This window comes from Variovorax sp. 05L425 (assembly GCF_056397705.1).
Window position 1 is genome coordinate 312826 of record NZ_JBFTNY010000003.1, and the last position, 22517, is coordinate 335342.

The following is a 22517-nucleotide window of genomic DNA, read 5'->3' on the forward strand; positions in this document are numbered from 1 at the left end:
ATCGCTTTGACCACCGATTCATCCGATCACGTCGAGGCCCGCGCGCCGACGCCGGCCGGCACCGCCTTGGCCCGCGGCGTGATGTTCTTCGCGATGTGGGTCGTGCTGATGCCGAGCGCGAAGCCCGGCGATCTTGCCATCGGGCTGATTTCCACCGTCGCCGCCACGTGGACCAGCGTGCGCCTTCTGCCGCGCGAGGCGGGGCATGTGCGCTTCCGCTCGCTGCTGGCGTTCGTCCCGCACTTCCTCTGGCAGTCGGTGCTGGCGGGCGTGGATGTGGGGCGCCGCGCACTCGATCCGCGCATGCCCCTGAACCCGGGCTTCGTGGACTGCCCGGTGAACTTCCCGCCGGGGCTTGCGCGCAACGAGTTCGCCTCGATCATGAGCCTCATGCCGGGTTCGGTGCCGGTCGGCGAATCGGAGCACGCGATCGTCTTCCACTGCCTCGATATCACCCAGCCGCTCGCGCAGCAGATGGCGCAAGAGGAAAAGCTGCTCACGGGCGCGCTGGTGACAGGGGAGCGCCATGGATGACTTCCTTCTCGGCGCTTCCTCCTTTGTCTTCCTGATGGTGGCCGCGGGGCTCGTCTGCGTCCTGCGCGGCCCGGGCAACGTCGACCGCATGATGGCGGCGCAGCTTTTCGGGACAGGCGGGATCGCGGCGATGCTGCTGCTGGGTGCGCTGCACGACATGGAGTCCGTGATCAATGTGGTGTTGACGCTGTCGATCCTTGCGGCCTTCAGCGCGATCGCGTTCGTGAAGGCCGGGTCCTCGCTCGTCGACCAAGATGCCGATGAGGGTGACAAGCCATGAGCGCAGTCGCCGACATCTTCACCATCGTCGCCGTCTCGGCGGGTGCATTCTTCTTCCTTGCCGGCGTGGTCGGCCTGTTGCGCTTCCCGGATTCGTACACGCGGCTGCATGCGCTGACCAAGGCCGACAACCTGGGCTTGGGTCTCGTGGTGCTGGGCCTGCTCCCGCAAGTCGGCAGCGTGCTGCTGGGGCTCAAGCTGATCTTCATCTGGTTCCTGGTCTTGCTGGCGTCTGCGGTCTCGTCGCAGTTGATCGCACGTGCGATTCGACGCGGTGAGCGAAGCGGCGCTTCAGGGTCGGCCACGCCGCGGGAGGTATCGCGATGAGCTTGACGTTGAATGTCGCGCTGGTGCTGCTCTTTCTCGGGCTCGCGACCTGGACTGTCTTCGTGCGCGACACGTTCTCGGCGGTCGCCGGATTCATTCCCTATGGACTTTTGCTCACCGCGGTGTGGCTGCGGCTGTCGGCGATCGACGTGGCCATGACCGAGGCTGCGATCGGTGCGGGTCTGACCGGTGCGCTGCTGGTCGGCGCGGCGGCGCGGTTGCGTGCGACCGAGGCACAGTCCGTCGCCCGGCGGCCGGGGGTGCTGACGCGCGTGGCGGCGGCGATCGTTTCCGTCGCGGTGGCGGCCGTGATCGCTGCCTGCGTGCTGCTGCTGCCCGACCCTGCGCCGACGCTCGCGCAAGCGGTGGCGGACAACATCGCATCGACCGGCGTCGGCAACCCGATCACCGCGGTGCTGCTCTCCTTCCGCGCCATGGACACCTTGCTGGAGGCCGTCGTGCTGCTGTTCGCGCTGATCGGCGTGTGGTCGCTCGCGCCCGACCGGGCCTGGGGCGGACGGCCGGGGGCGGCGCCGGTGTCCGATCCCAACGGCATCCTTGCCTACTTCGCGCGCGTGCTGCCACCGATCGGCATCGTCATCGCCGTCTACATCCTGTGGGTGGGCGCGGACAACCCGGGCGGCAAGTTCCAGGGCGCGACGATCCTGGCCGCGATGTGGCTGCTGGTGATGATGGCGGGCCTCGCCGATGCGCCGCCGGTGAGCGGCACGTCGCTGCGCATCGGGCTCGCCATCGGGCCCGTGGTGTTCATCCTCATCGGCCTGGCAGGCGTTGGCGCGGCCGGTGCGTTCCTTGCCTATCCCGAGGGCTACGCGAAGCCGTGGATTCTCGTGGTCGAGTTCGCGCTGCTGCCTTCCCTTGCGCTCACGCTGGGCTTGCTGCTCGCGGGCGCACCGCAAAGGGCGGAGCCGAAATGAACGCGCCCACGCTCTTCGGACTCTGCGCGGCGGTGCTCGTCGGCCTCGGGCTTTACGGCCTGATCGTGAGCCCGCAACCGCTGCGCAAGATCCTGTCGTTCAACCTGATCGGCAACGGCATCTTCCTGGTGTGCGCTGTCATCGCGCGCCGGGGAGCGGGTGCCGGGATGGGCGGCGATCCGGTGCCGCAGGCCCTGCTGATCACGGCCATCGTCGTCGCCTTCGCGGCTTCCGCGCTGGCCGTCGCATTGCTGCTGCGGTTGTTCGAGGAGGCCGGCTCGGCAACGCTGATCGTCGAGCCTCCCAGGCCCGAGGCGACAGATGCCCTTGGGGGGCACTAGGTGCCGGTGTCCGCCCCGATGGACCTGACCACACCGGGCGGCCTGCTGCTCGTGCTGGCCGTGCTCGTACCCTTCGTGGGCGTGCTGGTCGGGCTCGTGCTCGGCGGCCGCCACGCGCAACGGGTGGCGATGGTGACGCTCCTCATCGGGCTCGGCATCGCCATCGCCATTGCCGACGCGCTCGTGGAATCGGGCGGCGCGCTGGTGTATCTCCTCGGCGGCTGGGTGCCGCCGCTCGGCGTGGCGCTGCGGGCGGACGGCTTGTCGGTGGTGATGCTGGTCGCGGTGGCGGTGGTGATCGGCGTCATCGGCATCTATGCGCGCGGCGATTTCGGGACGCCGGCCGGCGTGCGGGAGGCACGGGCGCCGTTCATGTTCTGGTTGCTGCTGCTGGCGGTCTGGGGCTCGCTCAACCTCGTGTTCGTGAGCGGCGACGTGTTCACGCTTTACGTCGCGCTCGAATTGCTGACTTTCGCCGGCGTTCCGCTGGTCAGTCTCGACGGGCGCGGCGAAACCTTGCAGTCGGCGCTGCGCTATCTGCTGTTCGCGTTGCTCGGTTCGATGTTCTACCTGCTGGGCGCCTTTCTGCTCTACGGCGCCTACGGCACGATGGACATGGCGCTGCTGGCGGCGCAGATCCGGCCCGAGCCCATCGCCTGGTCGGCGGCCGCACTGATGACGGTCGGGCTGCTCGCAAAAACCGCGCTCTTTCCGCTGCACCTGTGGTTGCCGCCCGCGCATGCCGGTGCGCCGGCCGCGGCCAGCGCGGTGCTTTCCGCACTGGTGATCAAGGGCGCATGGTTTCTCGTGGTGCGCCTGTGGCTCGACGTGTTCGCGGATGTCCTGACGCTGCCCTCGACGCAGTTGCTCGCGGCGCTCGGCGCTGCGGCGATCCTGGTCGGCAATGTCGTCGCACTGCGGCAGGCGCGGCTGAAGCTGTTGATCGCGTATTCGACGGTCGCGCAGATCGGCTATCTGTTCCTGATGTTCCCGCTCGTCGCCGGATTGGAGGCTGCGCAGATCGACAGCGCATCGGCCGTGTCCGGCGGCATGCTCCAGGCCATCTCCCATGCGACCGCGAAGGCCGCGATGTTCATGGCGGCGGGATTGATCTATTCCACGCTGGGGCACGACCGCGTTGCGGACCTGCGCGGCGTTGGCCGTGCACTGCCGATGACACTGCTCGCGTTCGCGCTCGGCGGCGCGTCGCTGATCGGCCTGCCCCCGTCGGGCGGCTTCCTCGCCAAGTGGCTGCTGCTCTCCGCCGCGATTGCGACGGCGCAATGGTGGTGGGTGCTCGTGATGCTCATCGGCGGGCTGCTCACCAGTGCCTACGTGTTCATGGTGGTCGTGCGCGCCATGGCGCCCGCGGAGCCCGGCTGGACGCCGAAGAAGGCCGTCCCGCGCTACCAGCAAGTGGCCGTGCTGGTGCTGGCGCTGTGCTCGTTCCTGCTGGGTGCGGCTGCGCTGTGTCCGGTCGACGTGGCGCAGATCGGCCGGCCGGCGCTGCTGCCGACGGGGGCGCGATGATCATCGGTTCCGCGACCTTCCTCGCGATCCTGCTCGGCGTGCAGGTCATGGTGCCGCTCGCGATCGGTGTTCCGCTCATGCTGTTGATCGCCTGCGCCTGGAAGCCGCTGCGGCGCCGCATGCCGAGCTTGTTCGTGTTCGCGCCCATCCCGGCGCTCCTGGCTGCCCTGTTCGACAACGACGGAACGAGCCTCGTGGTGGGCAATGCAGGCTTCGCGCTCAGCTTCGCTGTCGATGCGCCTGGCGCGATGTTGCTGGGTGTTGCCACGCTGCTGTGGATGGTCGCCGGCGTGTATGCCGCGCGCTTCCTGCGCGACAAGTCCGAGCCCGACGGCCTCATCGTGTGCTGGTTGATGACGCTGACCGGCTGCGTCGGCGTGTTCCTCGCAGCGGACCTCATCGGCTTTTATTTCCTGCTCGCCGTGCTGAGCGTGGGCGCCAGCGGGCTCGTGCTCCAGGGCGAGGGGCCGGATGCATTGCGTGCGGGTGCGCTCTACCTCGGACTGGCCTTGCTCGCCGAAGCCTTCCTGCTCGCCGGCCTGATCCTGATGGCGAACGCGACGCCGGACGGCAGCCTGTTGATCCGCGATGCCGTGGCTGCGCTGCCCACGTCGCCGACGCGTGACCTCACGCTGACCTTGCTGCTCATCGGCCTCGGCATGAAGGCGGGCCTGGTGCCGCTGCATTTCTGGATGCCGCTGGCCTACGGCGCCGCACCGATCCCGGCCGCCGCGGTGATGAGCGGCGCCGTGGTCAAGGCCAGCGTCATCGCGATGGTGCGCTTCCTGCCGCTGGACGTGGCGCTGCCGGACTTTGGTTATCCGCTCGCCACCGTCGGCCTGTTCGGCGCCCTGTACGGCGTGCTCATCGGCATCACGCAGTCGCGGCCCAAAGTCGTCCTTGCCTATTCGAGCGTGAGTCAGATGGGCTTCGTCGCGGCCGTGATCGGCATGGGCCTGGCCGCCGGCGATGGCAGCACACCGATGGCCGCGGTTTTCTATGCCGCGCACCATCTGCTGGTGAAGGGCGGGCTGTTCCTCGCCGTCGGCGTGATCGGTCTCACGGGGCGGCGGCATCTGTGGCCGATGCTGATACCGGCCGCGGTGATCGCGCTGGGGTTGGGTGGCCTGCCGCTGACCGGCGGTTCGCTCGCCAAGTACGCGGCCAAGGATCTGCTGGGCGACGGGCTGGCCGGCAGCGTCGCGGTTGTGTCGTCGGTCGCGTCCACGCTGCTCATGATCCACTTCCTTCGTTGCCTGAGCGACAACGCGGCGCCCGATGCCGACGCACGCGCGCCCGGGGTGCTGGTCGGCGCGTGGCTGGTCATGGCCTTGGCATCGCTCGCGGTGCCGTGGATGCTGTATCTCGAATTCCCTGTCGACGCACTGCCGAAGGCCCTCGCGCCCGACGCCTTGTGGGCAGCGCTGTGGCCGGTCCTGGTGGGCGCCGCGCTTGCCTTCGTGCTGGATCGGTCGAGACAGCTTCTCCCGCGCGTACCGGCGGGCGACATCGGCATCGCGTTGGGCGGGCTGAAGGGGGCGAGCCTGGCAGCCGCCGCGGGGTTCGAACACAGCGATACCTTCCTGCGGCGCTGGCCGATCGCCTGCATCGCCTTGCTCGTCATCACGCTGCTCTTCGTCTGGCTGCTCGCAGTCGCAGCCTGACCCTGAAAAACACTTGCATGCCCTGGCGGATCTCCTGATGCTTCAAACGATATCGATCTCCCTGTCGAACATTCCAGTGAGGAAAGCCAAATGAAGACGTTCACGCTGGCAGCGCTGGCTGCCGTCTGCTTTGCCATCGCCGGCTGCACGGTCGGCCCCAACTACGTTCGCCCCGACGTGCAGGTGCCCGCTGCATGGCGAATCGACTACCCGAAGGCCGCCGATGTCGCCAACACGAAGTGGTGGGAGCAGTTCGGCGATCCGGTGCTCAACGAGTTGATCGAGACCGCGCTGCGCCAGAACCTCGACGTGCGTGTCGCGGCGGCGCGTGTCGACCAGTTCATCGGCACGCTCGGAACCACCAAGTCGCAGGCCTATCCACAGCTCGCCTACAGCGGCGGCGCGAGCAGGACCCGTGCCAGCCGTGTGGGCCAGCCGCCGTTTCCTGAGCCGGCCGATCCGTACTTCGCGCTCTACCAGGCCGCGCTCGGCGCCACCTGGCAGGTCGATCTCTTCGGCCGGGTGCGGCGCCTGAGCGAAGCCGCGCAGGCGCAGGTCTATGGCAGCGAGCAGGCGCAACGCGGCGTCGTCCTCACGCTGGTGACGGGTGTCGCGACCAGCTACTTCGCGATGCGCGGCCTGGACCGCCAGCGCGAGATCGCGATGGCCACAGCCGCCAACTTCGGCGAAACGGCGCGGATCTTCGATCTGCGGTTCAAGTCCGGCATCGTGTCGAAGACGGAAGTGGCGCAGGTGCGCTCGCAGTACCAGCAGGCGCTCGCATCGATCCCGGTCATCGAGCAGCAGATCGCCGCGGTCGAAGGCCGGATCTCGATCCTGCTCGGGCGCGATCCGGGACCGATTCCGCGCGGCAAGACGATCGACCAGCTCGCCGCGCCGCTCATCCCCGCGGACCTGCCGTCGACCTTGCTCGAACGCCGGCCGGACATCCTGGCGGCCGAGCAGAACCTCGTGGCTGCGAACGCCAGCATCGGCGCGGCGCGCGCGCTGTATTACCCGACCATCTCGCTGACCGGCGCCTACGGATCGACGAGCACCGCCGCCGGCAGCTTCCTCACGGGCCCGGCGACCGCGTGGCAGGCCGCAGCAGGATTGGTCGGGCCGATCTTCACCTTCGGCGCCATCGAAGGGCAGGTCCAATCGGCCGAGGCACAGAAGACGCAGGCGGAACTGATCTATCAATCAGCCATCCTCAACGCCTTCCGCGACACCAACGACGCGCTCATCGGCACGCAGAAGACGATCGAAGGCGTGGCCTTCCAGACCGAGCGCGTGATTCAACTGCGCGAATTCGCGCGGCTGTCCAGGCTCAAGTTCGAAAGCGGACTGATCGGCTACCTCGAAGTGCTCGTCGCCGACACCGAACTCTTCGCGGCCGAACTCGCGCTGGTGTCGCTGACCACCGACCGCTATACGCAGGTCGTGAATGTCTATCAGGCGATGGGCGGGGGTTGGGTGGACATCGCGGATTCGATGACGCCACGGCCCGTCGGGATGGTCGAGGCGAAAGACAAGAAGCAGCCTTAGAAGGTGAGGGCGGCTGAGAGCGGGCCGCCCCAGTGCCCATGCCGCCCGGTCTGACTTCAAACAGCGCTAGGATCGGCCTTGCGCCCAATGCCGCATCCGGCATCCCGGCCTCCGTCGCATTCGTCCCGCTCGAATCGACACACCCCTCTTTCATGGATTCAAGGACCCAGCATGACCACATCCAGCTATCCCGACACGCGCCTGCTCATCGACAACGAGTGGTGCGACGCCGTCAGCGGCAAGACCCTGAACGTCGTCAATCCGGCAACCGGCAAGACCATCGGCAAGGTTGCCCATGCGGGCACGGCCGACCTGGATCGCGCGCTCGACGCGGCGCAGCGCGGCTTCGAGGCCTGGCGCAAGATCCCGGCCAACGAGCGCGCGACCACGATGCGCAAGGCTGCCGCGCTGGTGCGCGAACGCGCCGCCGACATCGCCCGCGTGCTCACGCAGGAGCAGGGCAAGCCCTTTGTCGAGGCCCGTGGCGAGGTGCTCGCCGGCGCCGACATCATCGAATGGTTCGCGGACGAAGGCCGGCGCGTCTATGGCCGCATCGTGCCTTCGCGCAACCTGGCGGCGCAGCAACTGGTCATCAAGGAGCCGCTCGGTCCGGTGGCTGCGTTCACGCCGTGGAATTTCCCGATCAACCAGATCGTGCGCAAGCTGGGCGCCGCGCTGGCGAGCGGCTGCTCCTTCCTGGTCAAGGCGCCTGAAGAAACCCCGGCATCGCCCGCCGCATTGCTCCAGGCTTTCGTCGATGCCGGCGTGCCCAAGGGTACGGTCGGCTTGGTGTTCGGTGATCCGGCCGAGATTTCGAGCTACCTCATTCCCCATCCGATCATCCGCAAGGTGACCTTCACGGGTTCGACCCCGGTGGGCAAGCAACTCGCCGCGCTGGCCGGCGCGCACATGAAGCGCGCGACCATGGAACTGGGCGGCCACGCCCCGGTGATCGTGGCCGAGGACGCCGACGTCGCGCTGGCGGTCAAGGCCGCAGGCGCCGCGAAGTTCCGCAACGCGGGGCAGGTCTGCATCTCGCCGACCCGCTTCCTGGTTCACAACAGCATCCGCGAAGAGTTCGCCCGCGCGATGGTCAAGCACGCCGAAGGCCTGAAGCTGGGCGACGGCCTGACGGAAGGCACGACGCTCGGCCCGCTGGCCAATGCCCGGCGCCTGACGGCGATGGCCAAGGTGATCGACGACGCCCGCGCCACCGGCGCCAAGGTCGCGACCGGCGGCGAGCGCATCGGGACGGAGGGCAACTTCTTCGCACCCACCGTACTGACCGATGTGTCGCTGAAGTCCGACGTGTTCAACAACGAGCCTTTCGGCCCGATCGCCGCGATCCGCGGCTTCGACACGCTCGAAGAGGCAATCACCGAAGCGAACCGCCTGCCATACGGTCTGGCCGGCTACGCGTTCACCAAGTCGATCAAGAACGCGCACCTGTTGTCGCAGCACATGGAAGTGGGCATGCTGTGGATCAACCAGCCCGCGACGCCGACGCCGGAAATGCCCTTTGGCGGCGTGAAGGATTCGGGCTATGGTTCCGAGGGCGGACCCGAAGCCATGGAGGCCTATCTGGTGACCAAGGCCGTGTCGATCATGGCGGTTTGACGCCACGGGGCGGGCATGCTGCGTTGCGCACGGCGCGCAGCGTGCCTTTGCCCCGCGCAGGTCCACCTGCAAGCCGAGCTCCCGCCGTGCGGAAAGAATGCCATTCATCATGAAGCACTCGACGTTCCGCCGCCTGGCGCTCTGGCTCTTCCTTCTCTTCCTGCCGGCCGTCGCGCTGGCGCAAAGGCAGCTCGGCAGTGCCGAAGCCCTGCAGGCCAAATACGGCGCCGTGCAGTCCCAGCTTGCGCAGAACATCTTCGGACGGCCGCTGGTGCTCGAATCGGCCGAGGCATCGGGCCAGTTGAGCGGCAACATCTTCGCGGTCTTGAACCATCCCTTCAGCGAAGTGAGCGAAGCGCTCAGCCAGCCCACGGTCTGGTGCGACGTGCTGATGCTCCACCTCAATACCAAGGGCTGCACCGTGAAGTCGACGGGTGACGCGAAGACGCTGGCCGTTTTTGCGGGCCGCAAGTTCGATCAGCCCTTGTCGGAAGCCCAGCGCATCGACTTCGTCTGGCAGCCCGCGACGGTCGGGGCGGACTATCTCAGTGTCGGGTTGAGCGCGGACAAGGGGCCGCTGTCGACGCGGGACTACCGCATCGAACTGGAGGCGACCCCAACGCCGGACGGCAAGACCTTCATGCACCTCGGCTACTCGTACGCCTATGGAACCGCGGCTCGGATCGCGATGCAGGGCTATCTCAAGACGATCGGCAGCGACAAGGTCGGCTTCACGTCCACCGGCAAGGGCGCCTCGGGGCAGCCCGACTATGTCGGCGGCGTGCTCGGCGTGGTCGAGCGCAACACCATGCGCTACTACCTCGCGATCGACGCCTTCATGGAGCATCCGACGAAGGCGAAGTTGCCGGACCGGCTCGCGCTGTGGTTCGACAGCACGGAGCGTTATGCGCGGCAACTCCACGAGGTCGAGCGGGACGATTACCTGGCGATGAAGCGGAATGAATACAAACGAATGAGTACGCAGTAGCGACGGGTGCTGTTCCGGCAAAAAACACCCAGTAACACCCTTGCGTAAATTTCAGATACAGATGTATCGTCCTGTGTCTGAAAGGAGGGTGCTGTCTTGGACCTCGAATTCCATCTTCAAAAGATTCCATCGCTCAGCCCCATGGCCGCCAAGATCGCGTTGCGGACGCTGGATCGCGATCCGCGCGTTCCCACCGAATGGGTCATGGCACTGCGGCCGGCGCTGGTCGACCGCAGCGGCGAGGCCGCCTCGTTCGGTGGTACGGACTGGATGACCATCGCCGCCATCGAGCGGCCGGCCATCCGGCGTTTTGCCGAGCGCTTCGAGAGTCGTGAGCAACGCCACGCCCGGCTCTGGGTGCAGAGCCTGCGGAGCGCGTCCAAGCGGCACGAGCACGCCGACCCCGACGCGAGCGTCTTCGGCGGGCTCTAGCCGCCCGGCCGGCGCCTGCCGCTCGACGAACACTGACGCTTGTGGGATGGTCGCCCTGTCGGCAGACCATCAACGAAAGCGCCAATGAACATCCAAGACGTCAGACGCAAGGCCTTCGCCATGCCCCTCACGAACCCGGCGTTCCCGCCCGGGCCCTATCGTTTCGTGCGGCGCGAATTCATGGTCGTCACCTACCGCACGGACCCGGACGCGCTGCGCGCGGTCGTGCCGGAGCCGCTCGAAGTCGTCGAGCCGCTGGTCAAGTACGAGTTCATCCGCATGCCCGATTCGACCGGCTTCGGCGACTACACCGAGTCAGGGCAGGTCATTCCGGTGCAGTTGCGAACCGACCGCGGGGTCGAGCAGGGCGCCTATGTGCACGCGATGTACTTGAACGACCACCCGCCCATCGCGGGAGGACGCGAGCTCTGGGGCTTTCCCAAGAAGCTGGCCTCGCCCGTGCTCGACTATGAAACGGATGTCGTGGTCGGCACGCTCGACTACGGCAAGGTGCGCGTGGCGAAGGCAACGATGGGCTTCAAGCACCGCACGCTGGAACCCGCACCGATCCTTGCGGCCATCGCGCAGCCGAACTTCCTGCTCAAGATCATTCCGCACGTCGACGGCACGGCCCGCATCTGCGAGCTGGTGCGCTATCACATGGTCAACGTCACGCTGCACGGTGCCTGGAGCGGCCCGGCATCGCTGGAGTTGCATCCGCACGCATTGGCGCCGGTGGCCGAATTGCCGGTGCTCAAGGTCGAATCCGCCGTGCACTACATCGCCGACATGACGCTCGCGCTCGGCACCGTGGAGTTCGACTATCTCGCCTGAGCGCGGCCGCGCGCCTACTTGCCCGGCGACTTGCGTCCGCGCGATGTCCTGATGAGCTCGCTCCGGCTTTTCTGAAGGTTGGCAAGCTGCTTCAGCTGGACGGGGCAATCGGCATTCGCCGCGATCAGCACGAAGGGACTGCGCCGCAGCGCGGTGACGGTCTTCTCCACATCCGCAGGCGGCCGGTTCTTGTTGACCAGGCCGGCGGCGACAGCGGCCCGCGACTGGTAGTAGAAGGCTTTTTCGAAAGCCGGGGTTCCGCAGCGCGCCGCGATCACGCGATAGTCCGCTTCCTGTTGTTCCGCGGGCACGGGCGCCGACACGGGCTGGGCGTTCGTCGTCAACGGAACGAAGATGGCGACCGCCGTCGCCGTGAGGATGGCCTCGATGCTGAAACTCGTTTTCATGCGGGGCTCCCTGCTTGCCTGCGATGTGTTGATGCTCACTTCATCCTAATGCCGCGTCGACCAGCGACACCATCTGCCAAGCGATCTATTGCGGGGCACGCGTGCATTTGTTGTGAACTGGTCACGCGCCGATGCGATCGCCTCTTGCCCAACTGCCCGAACGGGCGGAGCGCGTTGCCCCGAGTACCAATGTGCGTTGCGGGGAAGGTGGCCTATTGTTCGTACCGGCGCGACTGCGCTGCGATTCCCGGAGGCTTGCCTGACGTGCAATCGACCCGCGATGTCCCCTTGTCTGCCGACGTGGAAGCCGAGATGTTCGACGGCGGGCCGCCGCTGCGCCTGTTGCGTCTCTGGGGGCGCTTCGATCCGCATCACCGGCGCGTCGTGTTCCGATCGCTGGTCGTCGTGTGCGTGGGCTGGCTGCCGCTGATGGTGCTGGCGCTGCTTTCCTATGCGGATGGGCAGCAGGACGTCTTCCTCGCGTTCCTGCGCGACGCGTCCGTTCATGCGCGGTCGCTGGTCGTCGCCCCGATGCTGTTGCTCGCCGAAGCCGCCTGCATTCCCCGTCTCGGGGCCATCGCGCAGATCTTTCGCCAGCGAGGCATCGTTCCGGATTCACAGTCGCAGGCCTACGAAGCCGTCGTGAGGTCCATCCTCCGGCTGCGGGACTGGTGGCTGATCGAGGCGCTCGCCGTCGTGCTGGCCTATGCGCTCTCGCTTCTGGTGGTGCGCTATGTGCCGTCGTCCTTCCTGCCCGACTGGCATCACGGCAGCGCGAGCGCGCCGCTGGGTCGATCGCTGGCGAGCTGGTGGCATGCGCTGGTGAGCCTGCCGCTGGTGCTGATACTGCTGCTGGGCTGGGTTTGGCGGGTGTATCTCTGGGCGCTCTACCTCCGAAGGGTGTCCCGCCTGGAACTGCGGCTGGTGGCGTCGCATCCGGAAGGCGCCGCCGGGCTGATGTTCGTCAGCTATTCGCTGCGCGCCTTCTTCGTGCTCGGCATGGCCATCGGCGCGATCGCGGCGGCCACGGAGTTGGCGCACGTCCTGGCCGGCGCGCCCGGCAGGCCCGAAGCACTCGCCGGGGCAGCGCTCGGGACCGTTGTCTTTGTCCTCGTGATCTTCGTCGCGCCGCTGACGGTATTCATCGCCCCGCTGATGCGCGCCTGGGAGGGCGGGGTGGTCATCTATGGCGCGCTCGCCCAGCGCATCGGTGTGGCGCTGGAGGACAAGTGGATGCACGGCCCGCCCGCGGAAGAAACCGCCGATCCGCTCTCGACCGGCGACTTCTCGGCGGCGACCGACTTCTACCAGACAGCCAACAACGTCTACACGATGCGGATCATGCCGCTCGACCTGCGGGGCCTGCTGGCGCTCGCCGTCGCCACGGCTTTGCCGTTCAGCATCGTCGTACTTGCACTGGTGCCGTTCGACAAGCTGGTGCAGAAACTGATCGGCATGTTTCTTTGACCTGCCCGAAGGGGCAGACGGCATTGCCCATCAGGCCAATTTGCAGCTTCGGTGGCCACCCTCAAGATGGGCCCATCGCCGTCAGGTTCCAATTTGAAACATCAGTGTCGAATGTCCCTTGCGCCCTCCGGAACGTTTGCGTGGCTCACGGGTGCTTGGCGGCATGCGGTGCCTGGGCCCAGCAAGGCGACGAGGATCTCCAGGAGAAGCTGGCCAATCCGATCGCGGACATCGATGCCCTCCGCCACCGACGACCGGCTGGGGCAGGACAAATGGTCCCTCGGTCCGGCAGCGGTGGCGAGAAGCGGCAGAGCCAGCGCTGGACGGTGCCCCTGGGTGTCTCTTATTCGCTGCTGGTGAAGCCGGAGTCCTTCGTACCGATGGATTTTGTTGTCGGCGCGGGCTACAACGTCATCCGGCCTGACAACGCATCGGACTGGTTCGTGCGCTTCCAGGTGAACTTCATTCTTCCCAAATAAGGACAAGGAGGGCCACCATGCAAGGTATCCGCACAATGAGGCTTCTGGCGTTCGCCGCGGCCATGCTGGCGACGGCTGTCGCCGGAGCGCAGCCGTTTCAGCGCTACAACGCGATGCGCGACACGCCGATCACGAGGTTCAAGCAAGCCGACATCGACCTGATGACCCAGGCCGTCAATCGTGCCTTGGAGAGCGGCGAAGATGGCGTCACGGTCACATGGGAACACGCCGGCACGTCCAATAGCGGCAGCGTCACGCCCGCCAAGGACCCCAAGGGGCGCCCGGGGTGCAGGATGGCGCGCGTCGAAAACAAGGCGGGATCGCTGCAGAACGCCGGGGACTTCATCTTCTGCCGGAACAAGAACAAGAACGACAAGGCGGTGCCGTGGCAGTTGGTCAGTCCTTGGTCTCCCAACTAGGGCCTGTTAACAGGCCCTAGCCCGATTCAGCTTCACAAGGAGTCTTCTGCATGAACAAGCGCATTCTCGGTCTTGCATTGGCGTTGTCGGCGACCCTGGCCGTTCCTGCGTGGTCGCAGGACAAGCTCGCGGTTCCGGCGTCCGATGAAGGGGCGGCCGTGATCGGCAGGGAGCCCGGCGAGGCGATGGCGGCGAGCGTGCGCGTGCGCACAGCCACCATCAAGGCCATCGACCCGGCGACGCGCGACGTCACGCTGTCGCGGCCCAACGGCCCGGACGTCGTGATCCATGCCAGCGAAGCGGTGAAGAACTTCGACCAGTTGAAGGTCGGCGATCGCGTGACCCTGAAACAGGGTGAAGCGCTCTTGATCGGTCTCCGGAAGGTGGCGGGTGGTATCCGCGAACGCACCGATTGGGTGGAGGTGCACGTGGCGCAGCCCGGCGACCGGCCCGGGGTCGTGGTGAGGCACCGGATCCAGGCGGTTGCGAACGTGACGGCGATCGACCGGAAGACGGGAAAGGTCACGCTGCGCGGCGTGAGGGAAACCCGGAAGTTCGACGTCAACGATCCGAAGCTTCTCGCTTCGCTGAAGGTGGGCGACCAGGTGGAGGCGACGCTGCTCCAGGGCGAAGCGCTCGTTGTCCAGCCGGCGAGCGCCCTCTGAAAGCCGTCGTTCCGGGAGCCATCTCATGAACCTGCGAACTGTCTTGTTGCTGCGGGGGGCCATCAGCGTGCTCTTCGGGGCGTATCTGATGTTCGTGATGCCGGCCGCGGACCAGCAGACCGGTCACAACGGCTACTTCGCGCTGCTCGATGGCGTGCTGGGCCTGACGCTCTGGTTTGCGCTGTCGAAGGATCCCGCGGGCCGGTGGCTGTCGGGGCTCGCATTCGCGGACGGGGCCATGCGGCTCGTCACCGGCGTGGTGACTTTCATCGCCCCGAACATCCAGTCGCGAGTACTGGGCGCCGTCGTCTACCTGGGCGCGATCGTCGTCGCGTGCATCGTCCTGGGCGCGATCGGACTGATCTACGTTTCGATGAGCAAGCGGCGAGCCGTGGACGGCCGCCGTACCGGCGCATTGCCGGCTCTCATCGCGAGCGCGTGCACCTTGCTCTTCGGAGTCGCCCTGGTGCTCGGTTTCTCGACGGACGACGGTCGCCGCTCGCTCGTCGCCATGTTGACGCTGGCGCTAGGTCTGACTTACCTTGTCGCCGGCATTCGTGCGAAGCCTCTATCCACCTAAGGAGAAATCTGATGATCAAACTCTTCTCTCGCATCAGCGCAGTCGTGCTGGCCCTCTTCTTGGCGGCCTGCGCGGCGCCGGGTTCCCAGGCTCCAGGATCGATGGAGATACGCCAGGGCGTGATCGAACAGATCACGCCGATGGACCTTCAGAGTTCGCAGCACACGGGCGTGGGCGCGGTCGTCGGCGGTCTCACTGGTGTGGGCCTCGGCAGCCTGATCGGCGGAGGAACGGGCCGCGACGTTGCAATGGTCGCAGGTGCGATCGGCGGCGCGATCGCCGGGAACGAGATCGCGAAGCGCTACGACCGCCCGACGCCGGGCCAGCAGATCGTCGTGCGGGTGAAGAGCGGCGTGCTGGTCTCGGTGAGCCAGCCCGTCAATCCCGCCTTGCGCATGGGGCAGGCTGTCTACATCGAGGGCAGCGGCGAGAACGCGCGCGTGTTGCCGCGCTGAGCTGAGACTTACATGAAGGGCAGCGTGAGGGAGACGGAAACGCCGTTGCCCTTGGGCCGGTTCTTTGCCTCGACGTCGTAGACCCAGCGCGCGGAGAACGCCGCGGGCTGGTTGCCGATCTTTCCGCCCCAGGTCACGATCGGCCCCAGGCCGATCGAGTGACCCTTGAAGCCGTTGAGCTTGTCGGCGGTCGGTCCGGTGTCGTCCTGGAACTGCTCGATCCAGCCGCCGACCACGCCGAGGTGCCATTGCGGCGCGACGGTGGTCGTCCACATGGCGTCGATGCGGAAGACCGAGCCGTTCTTGTAGTCGGTGGCCGTGTTGCGTGTGTAGATGTCGATGGCTGCGAGGGCAGTGAACTCGCCGCCGCCCTTGAGAAGCTGCGTGTAGGCAATGGTCGGCGAGAAGGTCCAGGTGTTCTGGCCCGCGTTGGCCAGGCGATCCGGGTTGTAGGCGCCGGTGGGTGCATAGATCGGCAGCGAGAGCGCCATGTGCTCCGTTTCGCTGAAGTGGTAGCCGGCGACGATCGGGTTGATCAGGATGTCGGCGAACTGCGTGCCGCTGTCTGTGTTGCTCAGCCCCGGCCGCAGGTTGCTCGATACGCCTAGCTCGACCTTGGTGTATTGCACCGGCAGGCCGATGGCGGATGCGAAGTTCCATTGGCCCGGGCCTGTGTTCCAGACGTAGGTCAGGTTGGCGATGTTGTAGCCGGCCGTGGCATCCACCCCGGCGCTGATGACGCGGCCGATCGAAACCTGGCGCGAGCCGTCGATGTCGCCGCTGAAGTAGATGCTGGCGAGCGTCAGCGCGAAGCCCGGCGTCGGCGGCACGATCCCCGCGTCGGAAGTCACCTGCTGGCCCGTGATGGGGCGACCGATGCCACCTTCGGTCGCCGCGGCGCCGAGGGGCGCCAGCATCATGGCCGCCAGCAGGGGCCGGCGGAGAAATCGCGTCACTATCGTTCTTCCTTTCACGCTGCTTTTTCTTCTCGAACGATGCAGCGAAAACCGAGGTGGCTGGTCGCGGTGTCGATCGGCTGTCCCATGCGCGCGGCAGGGCGATATCGGTGGCAGTAGTTCGGCGCGCAGAGGTGCGAGCCCCCCTTCATCACGCGCCGGGGAATGCGGACCTGCGGCGTGCGCGGGTCGTAGCTCTCGTCCATCTTGCCGCCGCGCGGGTTGTCGAGCGTGCAGCAGGCGTGCGTGATCTTCTCGTGTTCCTGGTACCAGTCGATGGTCCATTCCCAGACGTTGCCGGCCATCTCGTACAGGCCGTAGCCATTGGGCGGGAACGAGCCCACCGGCGCGGTCCATTCGTAGCCGTCTTCCAGCAGGTTCTGCCACGGAAACTGGCCCTGCCAGGTGTTGGCCATGGACTTCCCGTCCGGCTTGAACTCGTCGCCCCAGCAGTATTCCTTGCCCGCCAGGCCGCCGCGAGCCGCGTACTCCCATTCCGCTTCGGTGGGGAGTTCCTTGCCGACCCATTTCGCATAGGCCTCGGCATCCTCGAAGGCGACGTGCACCACGGGGTGCGCCCACAGGCCCTGCAGGGAACTCCCGGGGCCGCGCGGATGGCGCCAGTTGGCGCCCGGTTGATAGGTCCACCAGTTGTGCGGGTTGCGCAGGTCGACCGGCCCGGCGGTCTTGCGGAACACGACGGAAGAGGGCACGAGCATCGCCGGGTCCGCGCCGGGATAGTCGTCCGGATTGGCCGGGCGCTCGGCGAGGGTGACGTGGCCCGTCGCCTCGACGAAGCGCTTGAACTCGGCGTTGGTGACTGTATGGGCATCCATCCAGAAGCCCTTGACCGCAACCTTGTGCGTCGGGGCTTCTTCCGGATAGTGGCGGTCCGATCCCATGAGGAAGGCGCCATCGGGGATCCAGACCATGCCGGCGCGAGTGGGAGTGTTCACGAAGCGATGATGGAGTGCCCCGGGGTCATTGCCCATCGGACCGACGGGCAGCGCGCGTTGCCCTTTGGGGCAATCGGGTCGCGCGGGGCGCTTCACTGGCTGCCGCCACGTCCTGCCCCGACGCGGGCTTCCGGATGGCTTCCCTGATCTTCAGGACGTCGTCGCGGATGTCGGCAAGGATGTTCCTGAGTTCGTCGGCGGGCAGCGGTTTTTGCTTCCACAGCAGGGTGCCGGCGTCGACGTTCGCCAGGATGGCGCTGAGCGGCTGGCTGATTTCGCTGGTGATCGCTGTCCTCGGTGCATCGATGCCGCCGGCGGAACCCGTGCGTTGCCTCGCGGCAGGCTTGCCCAGCGGCTTGCGCCGACCGAAGCGCGAAGCCCGGACGGACCGGACCATCGTGAACATCAGCATGACGAGGGCGGATGCCGCGATGCCCGCGGCGGGCTTGGGCGGCATGAACATGAAGATGACGCTGGGCGTGTTCGATGCGTCAGGCGCCGACGCGGCCCAGTTGCCTGCCGGGTGCGCCCAACTGGCCGACGGCGCGCACGAGATCGGCCAGCGAAGTCACTTCCATTTTTTCCATGACGTGCGCACGATGGGCCTTGACGGTCCGTTCCGCGGCGCCGAGTTCGGCGCCGATCTGCTTGTTCAGGGCACCGTTGACGACCATATCGAGCACTTGCCGCTCGCGGGGGCTGAGTCGCGAGTAGCGGTTCTGCAGATCGTTCAGGCGCCTGTGCGCCTGGCGCCGCGTGGCGTCTTCGGCCACGGCCTTGTTCACGGCCGACAACAGGGCATCGCCGTCCACTGGCTTGAAGAGGAAGTCGGCCGCGCCGGCCTTCATGGCGCGCAAGGTCTCGTGCACGGTGGCCTCGGCGGTCACGAAGATGACGGGCAGCGGCTCCGGCTGCGTGGCGATCATTTCCTGGAGGTCGAGCCCGCTCGGTCCGGGCATGTGGATGTCGAGCACCAGGCAACCAGGCGATGGTCCGATGCCTTCGAGCAGCATGGCGCCGACCGAGCTGTATTCCGCGACGCGATGCCCGGCTGCTCGTAGCAGGCGCTGGACGGCGCGTCGGAACGACACGTCGTCGTCGATCAGGCGGACGATCGGTGTTTCATCCACGGGATTCAGGTCGGTCAGTTCACTCATTCCACATCTCCGGGGCCACCGTCTGCCGGTGGCTGTTCAAGGTTTGGGGTGCTGATTCAGCGAGAACCGAGGTGCATTGAACACGCAGGCAAAGGGCATGGCAACCTGCCCTTTGGTGTAAGGGGCTTGAAAAATTAACCTGTTTGTTTTCAGAATTGAAGTTTTTTTCTCTTCAACCGCCAAATGGCGATGCAGGCAAGCCGGCGATGTCAAGCCGAACGAAGAAGAGCCCACCGGCTTGCGGTTCGGCTTCACGTTGGGCAGGCGTGAGGCCGCTGGTGGCGCTGGTGATGTAGAGGGTGCTCAGGTCCGGTCCGCCGAACGCGCAGTCGGTGATGTGGCTGGTCGGCAACGGGATGCGGCAGAGTTCGGCGGCGCTGGACGGGTCATGGCAGGTGACGCAGGCGCCGCCCCAGTGGGCGATCCAGAGTCGGCCGGCGGCGTCCGTGGTCATGCCGTCGGGGTAGCCGTCGCCGCGCGCGAAGCGATGCCACTGGCGCTTGTTGGTGACGGTGCCGGTCGCTGCGTCGAAGTCGTAGGCAAGGATGCGGGCGGTGACGGTGTCGTTGAAGTACATGGTCTGTCCGTCCAGCGACCAGGTAGGGCCGTTGGTCACGGCGAAGCCTTGGTCATGGCGGCTGCAGCTTCCATCCGGGTCGAAGCGATAGAGCGAACCGGTGGGCGCTTCGCAGGCGGCGTCCATGGTGCCGCCCCAGAAGCGGCCTTGCAGGTCGCATTTACCGTCGTTGAAGCGATTGGCGGTGAGCTCGGGCTCCGGCTGGTGAAGGTACTTGGGCTGCGTATCGGGCGCAGCCGGGTCGAAGAGGGCGAAGCCTCGGCGAAGGGTGACGATCAAGCCGGGCGCCGAAGCGCGTTCGGAGACGGCGGAGATTTCTTCGTCGAACTGCCAGCTTGCGCGGGCGTCGGTAACGGGGTCGAGGCGGTACAGGCGGCGTTCGAGGATGTCGACCCAGTACAGCGCCTGCTCTCGCTGCGACCACAGGGTGCCTTCGCCAAGGGTGGCGCCAGCGGGCCAGATGCAGCGTGGGGCTTCGAGGATTTTTGGCATGGATGTCTCCTTTTGTGACCAGCGCGGTCGTTGATTGGGCGGATCGTAGCGCGGGTGTGGAAGGCGGAGGCGCTCGGTTTTGGAGGGAGCTATGTTGGATTTGCAATGTCTTCGCGCGTTTTTTGGGGTCCGCCCGGCATGCGGTGCGGGCTGTGCGACCCCGCTGCGCCGGCCCTTCGGGCTTCCCTGCAGTGCTCGCCTCAGGCGGGGTCCGCGTGAAACTCGCTTCGCTCAAACACACGCGGCCCTGATCCGCCTGAGGCTGCGCGCTTCGGCGGCGCAGAAGGGTCGCACAGCCCGCACCGCATACCGGGCTCCGTGGGTGTGCGACGGATGCGTGCGTCTCGAATGCCGACAGCCTGCGCGCCGATCACGACGACGCGGGTGCGGATTGGATCGCCGCGTGGCGATCTGCCTTCGGCGTTCGACTTCCGAATCGACGACCGCATGCAGCGCCGTCAATTCGGAGCGGGTGAAGTAGCGCTGGCTTTCGCGTACGTCCTTCATGTGCACGAGCAAGCAGTGGACGCATGAGGCGGCGCGATATGCCTCTTGCAATGCGTCGAGGGCGTCCGTGACTTGCATAGCCGAAGCGGTGGGGCCAAAGGAAGATGCGGTTGGGGGCGCGCGAGCGCGCAAGTAGGGTGCGCCATTGAATGGGGCAAGATGCGGCCAACTCCGCACCTTCCGACCTCGGTCAGAATTTCGCTCCGAACCACTCTTCTTTCCTACCGCCATGAACCCTTGGTTATCGGTCCGCCAGCACTTCCTCATGACACGGGGCACAAAGCGGTGAAGCTGGCCGAGGAACTCCCCGAAGTGTTCGAGCGCTTCGGCCGTGTGTCAGCCCGCCGCATGTTCGGAGGCCACGGCATCTTCCACGAGGGGCGCATGTTCGGCCTGGTGAGCGGCGAGCGCCTGTACCTCAAGACCGACGAGGAGAGCCGAGCGAAGTTTGAGGCGAAGGGGCTCGCGCCCTTCGAGTACATGCGCTCGGGCAAGCTGACGCCGACCTCGTACGTGGAAGCGCCGCCCGAAATCTACGAAGACCGCGAGGAAGCGGCGCGCTGGGCCCGCCTGGCCTGGGAGGCCGTCCTGCGCAAGGGCGGCGCGGCCGCGCGACAGAAGCCGGCTGCCGGGAAGATGGCGGCGACGAAGGTGCCTCAGAAGAAGCCGGCCGCGAAGAAGGCGTCAGTGGGGAAGGTCGCCACGAAGAAGCGCTCCGGCGCAAACCGCTGACCCGCTGTGCCTGCTGCTCAGGTGTTTGGGGCAAGACTGACCATCGTCTGTCGTGTGGCAAAGTTCGGCCATGAGCAGCCGGTCAGCCGCGCTACAGAATTTGCCAGATACCCGACGTTCACGGGGCACTCATTAGCCGATCGCGGCTCGTCAATCTCGCGACAGAAGCCACCGCAAGGATTGGATTCACGATATGACGTCGTCAGCCCGAAGGAGCGCACCCTGCGGGATGGTCAAGCCGATGGCTCTGGCAACCTTCAGATTGACAACGAACTCCAGCTTCGTCGGCTGCTCCATCGGCAGGTCACCGGGCTTGGCGCCATTGAGTATCTGCACCGCAATCTCCGCCACGCGGCGGAACATCGCTGCGTAGTCGGGGCCGTATGACAGGAGACATCCAAGGCGATATTCCGTCATCACCGGTATTCGATGCGCTGCCTCAAATGCGACCCAATCGTCTAGTAGCTTCGCGTTGATCGAGGTTGGGTTTATGAGTACTCCGTCAACTTGTTTGTCCACGATCAAGGCGGCCGCCGCCGAAAAATCAGCAACCGCGTTGATGTCCACGGGAATCAGGGTGATTCCAATCGATCGCGCGCTTTCACGGTAGCTCTCGACAGCCGCGTCCATACTTGCGCTGCTCAGGCCCGACAGCCGCCCGCATTCCGAGCAGCGGGCAAAAGCAATCTTGGAGACGGTCGGGACAGCAGCCTTGAACAGCTCGATCCGCTTTGGCACGAGGTCGCCGGTGAAGCTCGACACCCCAGTGACCTGCCCGCCCGGATGTGCGAAGCTGGCGATCAGACCCGTACGTAGCGGTTCGAATATTCCGCATGTGACTACGGGGATGTTGTGGCTTGCCTCAACCACCGCACCTGCCGCCGTCGCAGTGACGGTCACGATCAGGTCGGCACCCTTGTCCCGCATCTCCGCGGCGAACTCAGCGTAGCGTTCGTTCTTTCCTTCTGCGTAGCGCCAATCGATGGTCAGGTTTCTGCCTTCCACGAAGCCGAGTTCAACCAGTCGATGGATGAACGCCGCCAGGTACCGGTCTTCGTCCGCAGTGTTCTTTGCCGTGTATCCGAACCAGGCGATGTGATAGGTCCGGCCCGGAACCTGGGCCAGCGCCGCGGCCCCAAGGGCGCATGCGAAGCCAGAGATGATTCGACGACGCCCAACCATACCCACCTCCTAGCGCCTCGAGAACGTCCCCGAATTGGAGGCGTCGATACTGAATCATGCCTACCCCGATACGTTCGGGTCAAGGAGGGCTATGGCTTCGGCTGCAATTCTGCGAAGGCGATTGAGCGTCCGCTTCCTGAGCGGGTCGAGCGTCTGCAACGGGCCCGAACCGGAAGTTCCGCCGGACAAGCCCACCTCCTCGACGTCGACAGCCTGCCCACAACAAGAGCGGTAGCGGCGGACAGTTCACCCCCACCCTTTCCGCGGAGGCGGGCGGTGTGCGCTGGGCCGGCCGTTGAGGCACCGCCGAGCAGCGCAGCGGTACGCGGATCAGGGCTGCGCGTGTTTGAGCGAAGCGAGTTTCGCGCGGACCCCGCGTACCGTGAGCAGCGCAGGGCAGCCGCGAAGCGGCCGGTGACGTCGGCCGGCCCAGCGCACACCGCCCGCCTCCGCC

At 66.4% G+C, this 22517-nt stretch carries 26 protein-coding genes; 19 read left to right on the plus strand and 7 right to left on the minus strand.

Annotation, left to right across the window (positions count from 1 at the left end; translation table 11 throughout):
• Positions 1-6 precede the first annotated feature (6 nt).
• From AC1DN9_RS05675 to AC1DN9_RS05730, 12 genes are all read left to right on the plus strand, one after another.
• A complete protein-coding gene (locus AC1DN9_RS05675) occupies positions 7-534 on the plus strand; it encodes a Na+/H+ antiporter subunit E (RefSeq protein ID WP_478098070.1) in 528 nt (175 codons plus the stop codon).
• Complete coding sequence (locus tag AC1DN9_RS05680) at positions 527-814, plus strand: MrpF/PhaF family protein (RefSeq protein ID WP_478098072.1); 288 nt, start codon at positions 527-529, stop codon at positions 812-814. The genes AC1DN9_RS05675 and AC1DN9_RS05680 overlap by 8 nt, the downstream gene beginning before the upstream one ends.
• The gene (locus tag AC1DN9_RS05685; protein WP_478098074.1) at positions 811-1140 is read left to right on the plus strand and encodes a cation:proton antiporter; all 330 of its coding nucleotides are present in this window, start codon (positions 811-813) and stop codon (positions 1138-1140) included. Before AC1DN9_RS05680 ends, AC1DN9_RS05685 begins: the two co-directional genes overlap by 4 nt.
• Complete coding sequence (locus AC1DN9_RS05690; RefSeq protein ID WP_478098076.1) at positions 1137-2078, plus strand: hydrogenase subunit MbhD domain-containing protein; 942 nt, start codon at positions 1137-1139, stop codon at positions 2076-2078. The genes AC1DN9_RS05685 and AC1DN9_RS05690 overlap by 4 nt, the downstream gene beginning before the upstream one ends.
• Positions 2075-2419 carry an NADH-quinone oxidoreductase subunit K gene (locus AC1DN9_RS05695; protein WP_478098078.1) on the plus strand — a complete coding sequence of 115 codons (345 nt, stop codon included), beginning with the start codon at positions 2075-2077 and terminating at the stop codon, positions 2417-2419. Before AC1DN9_RS05690 ends, AC1DN9_RS05695 begins: the two co-directional genes overlap by 4 nt.
• Positions 2420-2437: 18 nt before the next feature.
• Positions 2438-3949, plus strand: a complete 1512-nt coding sequence (locus tag AC1DN9_RS05700) for a complex I subunit 5 family protein (RefSeq protein WP_478098080.1) — start codon at positions 2438-2440, stop codon at positions 3947-3949.
• A complete protein-coding gene (locus tag AC1DN9_RS05705; protein ID WP_478098082.1) occupies positions 3946-5613 on the plus strand; it encodes a proton-conducting transporter transmembrane domain-containing protein in 1668 nt (555 codons plus the stop codon). Before AC1DN9_RS05700 ends, AC1DN9_RS05705 begins: the two co-directional genes overlap by 4 nt.
• Positions 5614-5703: 90 nt before the next feature.
• Positions 5704-7161: an efflux transporter outer membrane subunit gene (locus AC1DN9_RS05710; protein WP_478098084.1), complete on the plus strand. Its 1458-nt coding sequence runs from the start codon at positions 5704-5706 to the stop codon at positions 7159-7161.
• A gap of 171 nt (positions 7162-7332) precedes the next feature.
• On the plus strand, positions 7333-8778 hold the full coding sequence (locus AC1DN9_RS05715; RefSeq protein ID WP_478098086.1) for an NAD-dependent succinate-semialdehyde dehydrogenase: 1446 nt from the start codon (positions 7333-7335) through the stop codon (positions 8776-8778).
• A 109-nt stretch (positions 8779-8887) separates the two neighbouring features.
• Positions 8888-9766 (plus strand): hypothetical protein, encoded by an 879-nt coding sequence (locus tag AC1DN9_RS05720; protein ID WP_478098088.1) that lies wholly within the window; start codon positions 8888-8890, stop codon positions 9764-9766.
• Between the two features lie 96 nt (positions 9767-9862).
• Positions 9863-10198: a hypothetical protein gene (locus AC1DN9_RS05725; protein ID WP_478098090.1), complete on the plus strand. Its 336-nt coding sequence runs from the start codon at positions 9863-9865 to the stop codon at positions 10196-10198.
• Positions 10199-10282: 84 nt separating this feature from the next.
• A complete protein-coding gene (locus AC1DN9_RS05730; protein WP_478098092.1) occupies positions 10283-11032 on the plus strand; it encodes an acetoacetate decarboxylase in 750 nt (249 codons plus the stop codon).
• A 14-nt stretch (positions 11033-11046) separates the two neighbouring features.
• Here the strand turns inward: AC1DN9_RS05730 and AC1DN9_RS05735 are convergent, their stop codons facing one another.
• Complete coding sequence (locus tag AC1DN9_RS05735; RefSeq protein ID WP_478098094.1) at positions 11047-11439, minus strand: hypothetical protein; 393 nt, start codon at positions 11437-11439, stop codon at positions 11047-11049.
• A gap of 264 nt (positions 11440-11703) precedes the next feature.
• On the opposite strand from AC1DN9_RS05735, the gene AC1DN9_RS05740 reads away from it, so the two are divergent.
• From AC1DN9_RS05740 to AC1DN9_RS05765, 6 genes are all read left to right on the plus strand, one after another.
• Entirely contained in the window at positions 11704-12906 is a 1203-nt protein-coding gene (locus AC1DN9_RS05740; RefSeq protein WP_478098096.1) for a hypothetical protein, read from the plus strand.
• Between the two features lie 272 nt (positions 12907-13178).
• Positions 13179-13385 carry a hypothetical protein gene (locus tag AC1DN9_RS05745; protein WP_478098098.1) on the plus strand — a complete coding sequence of 69 codons (207 nt, stop codon included), beginning with the start codon at positions 13179-13181 and terminating at the stop codon, positions 13383-13385.
• 17 nt (positions 13386-13402) lie between these two features.
• A complete protein-coding gene (locus AC1DN9_RS05750) occupies positions 13403-13804 on the plus strand; it encodes a hypothetical protein (RefSeq protein WP_478098100.1) in 402 nt (133 codons plus the stop codon).
• A 50-nt stretch (positions 13805-13854) separates the two neighbouring features.
• Complete coding sequence (locus AC1DN9_RS05755) at positions 13855-14469, plus strand: hypothetical protein (RefSeq protein WP_478098102.1); 615 nt, start codon at positions 13855-13857, stop codon at positions 14467-14469.
• Between the two features lie 25 nt (positions 14470-14494).
• Positions 14495-15049 (plus strand): hypothetical protein, encoded by a 555-nt coding sequence (locus AC1DN9_RS05760; protein WP_478098104.1) that lies wholly within the window; start codon positions 14495-14497, stop codon positions 15047-15049.
• A gap of 11 nt (positions 15050-15060) precedes the next feature.
• Positions 15061-15504, plus strand: a complete 444-nt coding sequence (locus AC1DN9_RS05765) for a glycine zipper 2TM domain-containing protein (RefSeq protein WP_478098106.1) — start codon at positions 15061-15063, stop codon at positions 15502-15504.
• Positions 15505-15512: 8 nt separating this feature from the next.
• Here AC1DN9_RS05765 and AC1DN9_RS05770 read toward each other — a convergent pair whose 3' ends face one another.
• The 5 genes from AC1DN9_RS05770 to AC1DN9_RS05790 all read right to left on the minus strand — a co-directional run bounded on the left by AC1DN9_RS05770 (position 15513) and on the right by AC1DN9_RS05790 (position 19642).
• Positions 15513-16460, minus strand: a complete 948-nt coding sequence (locus tag AC1DN9_RS05770; protein WP_478098108.1) for a SphA family protein — start codon at positions 16458-16460, stop codon at positions 15513-15515.
• A gap of 14 nt (positions 16461-16474) precedes the next feature.
• Positions 16475-17416 carry a formylglycine-generating enzyme family protein gene (locus tag AC1DN9_RS05775; protein ID WP_478098111.1) on the minus strand — a complete coding sequence of 314 codons (942 nt, stop codon included), beginning with the start codon at positions 17414-17416 and terminating at the stop codon, positions 16475-16477.
• A gap of 25 nt (positions 17417-17441) precedes the next feature.
• On the minus strand, positions 17442-17873 hold the full coding sequence (locus tag AC1DN9_RS05780; protein WP_478098113.1) for a hypothetical protein: 432 nt from the start codon (positions 17871-17873) through the stop codon (positions 17442-17444).
• A gap of 34 nt (positions 17874-17907) precedes the next feature.
• Positions 17908-18573 (minus strand): response regulator transcription factor, encoded by a 666-nt coding sequence (locus AC1DN9_RS05785; RefSeq protein WP_478098115.1) that lies wholly within the window; start codon positions 18571-18573, stop codon positions 17908-17910.
• A gap of 172 nt (positions 18574-18745) precedes the next feature.
• Positions 18746-19642, minus strand: a complete 897-nt coding sequence (locus AC1DN9_RS05790; RefSeq protein ID WP_478098117.1) for an SMP-30/gluconolactonase/LRE family protein — start codon at positions 19640-19642, stop codon at positions 18746-18748.
• 819 nt (positions 19643-20461) lie between these two features.
• Here AC1DN9_RS05790 and AC1DN9_RS05795 point away from each other — a divergent pair.
• Complete coding sequence (locus AC1DN9_RS05795) at positions 20462-20881, plus strand: TfoX/Sxy family protein (RefSeq protein ID WP_478098120.1); 420 nt, start codon at positions 20462-20464, stop codon at positions 20879-20881.
• A 186-nt stretch (positions 20882-21067) separates the two neighbouring features.
• On the opposite strand, the gene AC1DN9_RS05800 is transcribed toward AC1DN9_RS05795, so the two are convergent.
• Entirely contained in the window at positions 21068-22063 is a 996-nt protein-coding gene (locus AC1DN9_RS05800) for an ABC transporter substrate-binding protein (protein WP_478098122.1), read from the minus strand.
• Positions 22064-22517: the final 454 nt, after the last annotated feature.

Coding starts and splice junctions, on each gene's coding strand:
- AC1DN9_RS05680 (WP_478098072.1), top strand. CDS start 527: ATGGATGACTTCCTTCTCGGCGCTTCCTCCTTTGTCTTCCTGATGGTG.
- AC1DN9_RS05685 (WP_478098074.1), top strand. CDS start 811: ATGAGCGCAGTCGCCGACATCTTCACCATCGTCGCCGTCTCGGCGGGT.
- AC1DN9_RS05690 (WP_478098076.1), top strand. CDS start 1,137: ATGAGCTTGACGTTGAATGTCGCGCTGGTGCTGCTCTTTCTCGGGCTC.
- AC1DN9_RS05695 (WP_478098078.1), top strand. CDS start 2,075: ATGAACGCGCCCACGCTCTTCGGACTCTGCGCGGCGGTGCTCGTCGGC.
- AC1DN9_RS05700 (WP_478098080.1), top strand. CDS start 2,438: ATGGACCTGACCACACCGGGCGGCCTGCTGCTCGTGCTGGCCGTGCTC.
- AC1DN9_RS05705 (WP_478098082.1), top strand. CDS start 3,946: ATGATCATCGGTTCCGCGACCTTCCTCGCGATCCTGCTCGGCGTGCAG.
- AC1DN9_RS05710 (WP_478098084.1), top strand. CDS start 5,704: ATGAAGACGTTCACGCTGGCAGCGCTGGCTGCCGTCTGCTTTGCCATC.
- AC1DN9_RS05715 (WP_478098086.1), top strand. CDS start 7,333: ATGACCACATCCAGCTATCCCGACACGCGCCTGCTCATCGACAACGAG.
- AC1DN9_RS05720 (WP_478098088.1), top strand. CDS start 8,888: ATGAAGCACTCGACGTTCCGCCGCCTGGCGCTCTGGCTCTTCCTTCTC.
- AC1DN9_RS05730 (WP_478098092.1), top strand. CDS start 10,283: ATGAACATCCAAGACGTCAGACGCAAGGCCTTCGCCATGCCCCTCACG.
- AC1DN9_RS05735 (WP_478098094.1), bottom strand. CDS start 11,439: ATGAAAACGAGTTTCAGCATCGAGGCCATCCTCACGGCGACGGCGGTC.
- AC1DN9_RS05745 (WP_478098098.1), top strand. CDS start 13,179: ATGGTCCCTCGGTCCGGCAGCGGTGGCGAGAAGCGGCAGAGCCAGCGC.
- AC1DN9_RS05750 (WP_478098100.1), top strand. CDS start 13,403: ATGCAAGGTATCCGCACAATGAGGCTTCTGGCGTTCGCCGCGGCCATG.
- AC1DN9_RS05755 (WP_478098102.1), top strand. CDS start 13,855: ATGAACAAGCGCATTCTCGGTCTTGCATTGGCGTTGTCGGCGACCCTG.
- AC1DN9_RS05760 (WP_478098104.1), top strand. CDS start 14,495: ATGAACCTGCGAACTGTCTTGTTGCTGCGGGGGGCCATCAGCGTGCTC.
- AC1DN9_RS05765 (WP_478098106.1), top strand. CDS start 15,061: ATGATCAAACTCTTCTCTCGCATCAGCGCAGTCGTGCTGGCCCTCTTC.
- AC1DN9_RS05780 (WP_478098113.1), bottom strand. CDS start 17,873: ATGCCGCCCAAGCCCGCCGCGGGCATCGCGGCATCCGCCCTCGTCATG.
- AC1DN9_RS05785 (WP_478098115.1), bottom strand. CDS start 18,573: ATGAGTGAACTGACCGACCTGAATCCCGTGGATGAAACACCGATCGTC.
- AC1DN9_RS05790 (WP_478098117.1), bottom strand. CDS start 19,642: ATGCCAAAAATCCTCGAAGCCCCACGCTGCATCTGGCCCGCTGGCGCC.
- AC1DN9_RS05800 (WP_478098122.1), bottom strand. CDS start 22,063: ATGGTTGGGCGTCGTCGAATCATCTCTGGCTTCGCATGCGCCCTTGGG.